This window comes from Nocardioides sp. (assembly GCF_025965415.1).
In the GTDB taxonomy this organism is placed as follows: Bacteria; Actinomycetota; Actinomycetes; order Propionibacteriales; family Nocardioidaceae; genus Nocardioides.
This window is the reverse complement of record NZ_JAOPWY010000019.1, coordinates 1-7957: the sequence shown is the minus strand read 5'-3', so window position 1 is coordinate 7957 and position 7957 is coordinate 1. Positions and strand designations below refer to the sequence as shown.

Sequence of the window (7957 nt, the reverse complement as noted above, 5' to 3'; positions counted from 1 at the left end):
GCTCGAAGTCACCGGTCCGCGGCAGCGGGTGCCGGCCGCCCGGACCGGGCGGGGCAGCCAGGTCGGCGTCGAGGTCGACGTACGCCGCCCCGGGCACGTGGCCGGCCCCGAACTCGCCGGCACCCGGCGGGCCGCCCATCCGGTAGCGCACGTCCAGGACGGCGACGTCGGCGAGCGAGGCGCGCAGCTCGGCGACGGAGATCAGCGGACCGGTCATGGGGCCATCCTCCAACAGACACCCTGTGAAAGGATCGTGTCCCGTGGCTGAACTGAACTTCTTCACCGGCACCATGGACTCCGGCAAGAGCACCCTCGCGCTCCAGACGAACCACAACCACGCCGTGCGCGGCCGGGTGGGGCAGATCTTCACCAGCCACGACCGGGCCGGCACCGCGGTGATCTCATCGCGCCTCGGGCTGACCCACGAGGCCCTGGAGGTGGGCCCGGACTTCGACTTCTGGCGCTACATCGTCACCACGCTGACCCAGGGCGGCCGCATCGACTACCTCATCTGTGACGAGGCGCAGTTCTACACCGCGCTCCAGGTCGAGCAGCTCGCCAAGATCGTCGACGAGCTCCAGCTCGACGTCTTCTGCTTCGGCATCCTCACCGACTTCCGCACCCGGATGTTCCCCGGCGCCGCACGGCTCGTCGAGCTCGCGGACCGGATGGAGGTGCTGCAGGTCGAGGCCCTGTGCTGGTGCGGCAAGCGCGCCACCCACAACGCCCGCACCGAGAACGGCGCGATGGTCACCGACGGCGAGGTCATCGTCGTCGGCGACGTCGAGCAGCCCGACGAGCCGCCGGCCGACGTGGCCTACGAGGTCCTGTGCCGCCAGCACCACCGCCGCCGGCTCACGGCCGCGCGTGCCAAGGCCGTCAGCCTCGCGCCCGAGCCGCTGCCCTTCGGCTGAGCGGGCGCGGGCTCGGCTGACGCCCTCTTCGCCAACTCACGAGTTGGCCAGCCAACTGGTCAGTTGGCGGGGACCGGGACCTCAGCCCACCAGGATCGGGATCAGCATCTCCGCCGGGGTGAGCGAGCCGTGCAGCCCGACGAGGGTGTCCTCGTAGGCGAAGTCCCGCGTGGAGACGATCGCCGTGTCGTCGTGGCAGGCGACCATCACGTCACCGAGTCGCTGCAGCACGCCCGGCTCCACCGCGCCGAACCACCCGAGCTCGACGGCCTCCTCGCGGGTCACGACGCTCGCCCGGTCGCCGAGCACCCCGCGCCAGGTGGCGAGCACATCGGGCACCGCGCGACCGGAGCAGTAGAGGTGACGGAAGCGCGCCTCGCCACCCATCAGGAAGACCCCGTCGCGCATCCCGTCGACCCGGTCCACGTCGACGCGGGCTGCCCGCGGGCTGTCGACCATGCCGTGGTCGGCGACCACGAGCAGCCGGGTCGGGCCCGGCAGCACCTCGCGCAGCTGCTCAGCCTGCGCGTCGACCATCGCGAGCTGCTGGAGCCACTGCGAGGAGGCGACGCCGTACTTGTGGCCGGTCCAGTCGAGGTCCGAGTCGTAGACGTAGGTGAGCGACGGCTCGTGCGCCGAGGCCCCGACCACGGCGGCGATGCGCTCACCGACGCGGTCGGCGCCGACGTACGTCGCCCCTCGCTGCGAGGCGACCGTCAGACCCGAGCCGTCGAAGTCGCGCTTGTTGACCGAGGTCACGTGGACACCCGCCTGCGCCAGCCGGCCCAGGGCGGTCGGGTGCGGCTGCCACGCCACCGGGTCGACGTCCGGGTCCCACGAGAGGTGGTTGAGCAGCCGGTCGGTGCCGGGGATGCGTGAGGTGAAGCCCACCAGCCCGTGGGCGCCGGGCACCAGTCCGGTGCCCAGCGACGTCAGCGAGGTGGCGGTCGTCGACGGCACGCCGGCCGTGCCGGTCGAGCCGTCCGCGACCAGGGACGAGAGGTACGGCGCCACGTGGCCGTGGCGGGCCAGCAGCTCGGCACCCATGCCGTCGACGAGGAACACGACGTACGACGGCGCCGGGGGCAGCTCCAGCCCGACGGGGTGACCGTCCAGCTCGACGCCCAGCGCGCGGCCGACCGAGGGGATGACGTCGGCCAGCGAGCGGTCGCCGTAGGCCGGCGGGGTGAAGCGGGTCGTCACCGTGCGGTGGTCATCCGCGCGTGCGCGCCGACAGCGCGTCGGCGAAGGCCAGCAGGCCGCTCACCGCGTCGGCACCCTCCGCGGCGGCGGAGACGCGCAGCGTGTAGTCGTCGCCGGCGAGCGTGCCGGTGTAGCCGTGGTCGGCGTCGCAGTTGGGGTCCGAGCAGGCGGCAGGCTCGAGGTCGAGGCGACCGACGCCGCCCCACCCGATCGTCAGCACGGCCTCGGCCGGCGGCGCCACGCCCGCCGTGGGGTTGGCCACCATCCGGGTCACGACCACCGTGCGGATCGAGGTGAGGGTGACGGCCTCGGTGGTGGTCGACGTGTAGGGCTCGGGGAGCAGGTCGTCGCCCGGGTGCTCGTCGGTGTGCGCGATCACGAGCCGGGTCGGGGTCAGCAGCAGCGCCGTGAGGTGCCGGCGCACCTCTTCGTGGTCGAAGGTCGTCTCGTGGTGCACGAAGTAGGAGAGGACCTCCTCGCCCCCCGCGGCCGAGAAGACGCCGTCGGCGACCACCTCGGGGTAGTAGCCGGTGCGGTGGATCGCCTGGCGGAGGTCGTGGGAGACGTCCGCGTCACGGGTGGAGCGGGGCATGCTGCCAGTCTGTCACGCAATCGTCGGTCCGGCCTCAGTCGGGCAGGGTGTCCCCCGGCATCGTGCTGAGCCGCCGGACGAACCAGTCCGAGCGGGGGTCCTTCACAGGCTCGACGCGCACGTTGGCCCCCAGCACCGCCGTGCCCTGGGCGCCGGCCAGCACGAGGGGCAGCTGCAGCGCGCGCACCTGGGGCAGGTCGTGCTGCAGCTGCGCCACCTGGCGCACCAGCCGCTCGATCTCCTCCACGTCGACGATCTCGCTCCCGCGGTAGCCGAAGAGCAGCGGGGAGGCCTTGATCTCGCGCACCATGTCCTGGGCGTCGTGGTCGGCGAGCGGTGGGATCCGGTAGGACCGGTCCCCCAGCAGCTCGGTCAGCGGCCCCCCTATGCCGAAGGAGATCACCGGCCCGAACAACGGGTCCTCGATGGTCGCGATCGTGACCGGCACGCCGGGCGGGGCGTTGCGCTGCACCACGAAACCGGCCCGGCCGGGGTCGGTGATCAGGTCGTTGAGCGACTCCCAGGCATCGGCCATCTCCTCGGCGTTGTCGATGTTGCGCCACACGTGGGCGAGGTCGGGACGGTCGCGGAGGTGGTCGGCGGTGGCCTTGAGCACCACGTCCCAGCCCAGCGTCTCGCCCGCCGCGATCGCCTCGTCGAGCGACTCGACGGCATAGGTGTCCCACATGTCGATGCCGTACGCCTTCAGCAGGCGGTGCTGCTCGTCGAAGTCGAGGTCGCGACCCTCGGGGTGGTTCATCAGCAGCTCGTTGACCAGGTGGCGGGCCGCGTCGCGGTCGGCCGAGGCCAGGTCGCTGACCGTCGACTGCGGCATGCGCAGCCACACGGCGTACTCGACGACCCGGGCGAGGGCGCGGACCGCGGCCTCGACGGCGGGGTACGACGGCACGGACCCGCGGCCGGCGCTGGAGCCGGCGACGTCGGGCACGCGGAGCAGCTCGGGCACGCCCTCGGTGCCGAGGAACGTCGAGACGATCGGCTTGTCGGACTGCTCGCCGACCGCCGCCAGCACGTTGGCGACGTCCTCGCGGGCGCCGGCGACGTTGAGGGGCGGGATGAAGATGGCGACGACCGCATCGACCTCGGGGTCGTCGATCGCCCCGTCCAGGGCGTCCTCGAAGTCCTCGGCCGTGGCGTCGGCGCCGAGCGCGACCTGCTTGTTGACGACCAGGCCGACGGAGTTGGCCGCATCGGCGGCCAGCAGCCCGAGCGCGTCGGAGTTGCCCACGATGGCGACGCGTCGCCCGCGCGGCAGCGGCTGGTGCGCGAGCAGCTGGGCGACGTCGAACATCTCCTCCAGCGACTCGACCTGGATGATCCCGGCCTGCCGGAACATCGCGTCGACCGCCTCGGGCGGTGCGGCGATCTTGCGGACGGCGTGGCCCATCGGCACGCCCTGGGAGCTGCGGCCCGAGCGCACGGCCACGATCGGCTTGCGGCGGCTGACCCGCCGCGCGACCCGGGAGAACTTGCGCGGGTTGCCGATGGACTCGAGGTAGAGGAGCACGACCTCGGTGGCGTCGTCCTCCTCCCAGTACTGGAGGAGGTCGTTGCCGGACACGTCGGCGCGGTTGCCGGCGCTGACGAAGGTGGTCAGGCCGAGGCCGCGGTTCTGGACCTTCTCCAGGATCGCCGACCCCAGCGCGCCGGACTGGCAGAAGAACCCGGCACGCCCGCGCGGTGGCATGACCGACGAGAGGGAGGCGTTGAGGGAGACCTCGGGGTCGGTGTTGATGATGCCGAGGGCGTTGGGTCCGATCAGCCGCAGGCCGTAGGAGCGGGAGAGCCCCACCAGGCGGCGCTGCCGCATCAGCCCCTCCTCGCCGGTCTCGGCGAAGCCGGAGGAGATCACGACGAGCCCGTGCACGCCCTTGGCCGCGCAGTCGAGCACGACGTCCTGCACGGACTCGGCGGGCACCGCCACGATGGCCACGTCCACGTCGCCCGGGATCTCCCCCACCGTCTTCCACGCCGGCATCCCGGCGACCGAGTCGGCGTTGGGGTTGACCACGTAGATGCGGCCGGCGAAGTTGCCGAGGACCAGGTGGCGCACCAGCGCCCGGCCGATCGTCTCCTGGCGGCGGCTGGCGCCGATGATGGCGACGGACTTCGGGGAGAAGAAGCGCTCGATCGAGGCGTACTCGGCGCGGTGCTCGCGCTGCTCCATCACCCCGATCGCCGTGTCGGTGGGGTCGATCCGGAAGACGAGCTCCATGACGCCGTCCTCGAAGGCGCTCTTCACCTGGTAGCCGGCGTCCTTGAAGGTGTGGATCATCGCCTGGTTGTCGGGCAGCACCTCGGCGACGAACTCCTCGATCCCGCGCTCGCGGCCGGCCTGCGCCAGGTGCTCCAGCAGGAGCTGGCCGATGCCGCGGCCCTGGTGCTTGTCCTCGACCAGGAACGCGACCTCGGCGTAGCCGGGACGGATGGTGTCGAAGCGGCCGACGGCGATCATCTCGCCCCCGACGGTCAGGATGAGGGCGACCCGGTCGCGGTGGTCGACACGGGTGAAGCGGTCGAGGTCCCGCTCGGACAGCTCGGGCATCGGCGAGAAGAAGCGGTAGTACTTCGACTGGTCCGAGACCCGGGCGTAGAAGTCGACGAGCAGGTCGCGGTCCGAGGGCTGCATGGGCCGGATGTGGGCGGTCCGGCCGTCGCGCAGCAGGACGTCCGCCTCCCAGTGCCGCGGCGGCGGCGCAGTCGTGCCCAGCTCGTCTGCTTCGGCGTCCGCGTGGCTCACGGCTGCAATCTATCGGGCTTCCGGAGCACTCGGTGGCAGACCGCCGTCCCCAACCGACGGGGATGCTCCGGCGAGCCCCGGCGCGCAGGCGCGGTGGGACCGGGGAGAATGACGCCCATGGCACGACGTACGACGAAGCAGCCCCTGCCGGACGACTTCGAGGAGCACATCCTCGACACCGACATCCGTGACGAGATGCAGTCGTCGTTCCTGGAGTACGCCTACTCCGTCATCTACTCCCGGGCGCTGCCCGACGCGCGCGACGGCCTCAAGCCCGTGCAGCGCCGGATCCTCTACACGATGGACGAGATGTCGCTGCGTCCCGACCGCGGGCACGTCAAGAGCGCCCGCGTCGTCGGCGAGGTGATGGGTCGGCTGCACCCGCACGGTGACGGCGCGATCTACGACGCCCTGGTCCGGATGGCGCAGCCGTGGTCGATGCGGCTGCCGACCGTCGACGGCCACGGCAACTTCGGCTCGCCCGACGACTCCCCGGCCGCGATGCGCTACACCGAGTGCCGGATGGCCCCGGCGGCCGTCGCGATGACCGCCTCGATCGACGAGGACACGGTCGACTTCAAGCCCAACTACGACTCCCGCGAGACCGAGCCGGTCGTGCTGCCCGCGGCGATCCCCCACCTGCTGGTCAACGGTGCCGCCGGCATCGCGGTCGGCATGGCGACCAACATCGCCCCGCACAACCTCGTCGAGGTCGTCCAGGCGCTCAAGCACCTGATCACCCACCCGCAGGCCTCGCTCGACGACCTGATGCGCTTCATCCCCGGCCCCGACCTGCCCACGGGCGGCAAGATCGTCGGCCTCGACGGCATCAAGGACGCCTACGAGTCGGGCCGCGGCACCTTCCGGATGCGCGCGACCGCGCGCGTCGAGTCGGTGACCGCGCGACGCAAGGGCATCGTGGTGACCGAGCTGCCCTACGGCGTGGGCACCGAGCGGGTGATGGAGCAGATCAAGAAGCTCGTGCTCGCCAAGAAGCTGCAGGGCATCGCCGACATCAAGGACCTCAGCGACCGCGAGCACGGTCTGCGCCTGGTCGTCGAGATCAAGAACGGGTTCGTCCCCGAGGCGATCCTCGAGCAGCTCTACCGCCAGACCGCGCTCGAGGACACCTTCGGCATCAACGCCGTCGCGCTCGTCGACGGCCAGCCCCGCACCCTCGGCCTCAAGGAGATGCTCGACGTCTTCCTCCGCCACCGGTTCGAGGTCGTCCGCCGCCGCTCGACGTACCGCCGCGCCAAGGCCGCCGACCGCCTGCACCTCGTCGACGGCCTGCTGATCGCCATCCTCGACATCGACGAGGTCATCCAGGTCATCCGGTCCTCCGACAACGCCGCGGCGGCCAAGGAGCGACTGATCTCGGTCTTCGAGCTGTCCGAGGCCCAGGCCGACTACATCCTCGACATGCCGCTGCGCCGGCTCACGAAGTTCTCCAAGCTCGAGCTCGACAAGGAGAAGGCCGAGCTGGAGCGCACGATCGAGCTGCTCGACGCGATCCTCGCCGACGAGCGGCTGCTGCGGAAGGTCGTGTCCGACGAGCTGACCGACATGGCCAAGGAGCACGGCACCCCGCGGCGCACGGTCCTGCTGGCCTCGGCCGGCACCACGGTCACGGCCGCGACCGCGACGTCGGTCGAGGTGGCCGACGACCCCTGCTTCGCGCTGCTGTCGTCCAGCGGACTGCTGGCGCGTACGACGTCGGGCGCCGCGCCCGGCCACGGCGAGGGACGGGCCAACCACGACGTGGTCACGAGCGCCGTCCGCACCACCGCCCGGGGCGAGGTCGGCGTGATCACCAGCCGCGGACGCCTGCTCAAGGTCGGCGTGCTCGACATGCCCGAGCTGCCCGACTCCGCCAACGACCCCAACCTCCAGGGCGGGCTCCCGCTGAGCGAGATCCTCTCCCTCGACGCCGGCGAACGCGCCCTGGCACTGACCTCGCTGCCCACCGACGGGCCGGGCCTCGCCCTCGGCACCCGCGCCGGCATCGTCAAGCGGGTCAACCCCGAGGTCCTCGGCCGCGACGAGTGGGAGGTCATCGGCCTCCGCGACGGCGACCAGGTGGTGGGTGCCATCGAGCTCGTCACGGGCGAGGAGGAGCTCTGCTTCATCTCCAGCGACGCCCAGCTGCTCCACTTCCCCGCCTCCGGCGTGCGGCCGCAGGGACGCGCCGGCGGCGGCATGGCCGGCATCAAGCTCGGCGCGGGACAGCACGTCGCCTTCTTCGGGGCCTTCGACCCGGCCGACGCCGTCGTCGTGACGGCGTCCGGATCCTCCACCGCACTGCCGGGCACCGAGGCCGGCGCGGTGAAGGTCACGCCGTTCACCGAGTACCCCGGCAAGGGTCGCGCCACCGGCGGGGTCCGCAGCCACCGCTTCCTCAAGGGCGAGGACATCCTCGTGGCCGCCTGGGCCGGCCCCGGCCCCGCACGCGCGTCCGCCGCCAGCGGCGCTCCGATCGACCTGCCC

Annotated in this window: 5 protein-coding genes and 1 pseudogene; 2 read left to right on the top strand and 4 right to left on the bottom strand. The window is 72.0% G+C overall.

The window, feature by feature from the left end; genetic code table 11:
* A pseudogene (locus JWN97_RS02135) lies at nt 1-217 on the bottom strand (sulfurtransferase); the annotation flags it as partial.
* Between the two features lie 43 nt (nt 218-260).
* Between JWN97_RS02135 and JWN97_RS02130 the strand changes: the two are divergent.
* Nucleotides 261-914: a thymidine kinase gene (locus JWN97_RS02130; protein WP_297617452.1), complete on the top strand. Its 654-nt coding sequence runs from the start codon at nt 261-263 to the stop codon at nt 912-914.
* A gap of 81 nt (nt 915-995) precedes the next feature.
* On the opposite strand, the gene JWN97_RS02125 is transcribed toward JWN97_RS02130, so the two are convergent.
* From JWN97_RS02125 to JWN97_RS02115, 3 genes are read right to left on the bottom strand one after another with little or no spacing between them, the layout of a single operon-like run.
* Nucleotides 996-2117, bottom strand: a complete 1122-nt coding sequence (locus JWN97_RS02125; RefSeq protein WP_297617449.1) for a nucleotide pyrophosphatase/phosphodiesterase family protein — start codon at nt 2115-2117, stop codon at nt 996-998.
* Between the two features lie 10 nt (nt 2118-2127).
* Entirely contained in the window at nt 2128-2709 is a 582-nt protein-coding gene (locus JWN97_RS02120) for a DUF5998 family protein (protein ID WP_297617446.1), read from the bottom strand.
* 34 nt (nt 2710-2743) lie between these two features.
* Nucleotides 2744-5470: a bifunctional GNAT family N-acetyltransferase/acetate--CoA ligase family protein gene (locus JWN97_RS02115; RefSeq protein WP_297617443.1), complete on the bottom strand. Its 2727-nt coding sequence runs from the start codon at nt 5468-5470 to the stop codon at nt 2744-2746.
* Nucleotides 5471-5587: 117 nt separating this feature from the next.
* On the opposite strand from JWN97_RS02115, the gene JWN97_RS02110 reads away from it, so the two are divergent.
* Nucleotides 5588-7957: DNA topoisomerase IV subunit A (locus JWN97_RS02110; protein WP_297617440.1), on the top strand; the 2370-nt coding region annotated here is incomplete at its 3' end.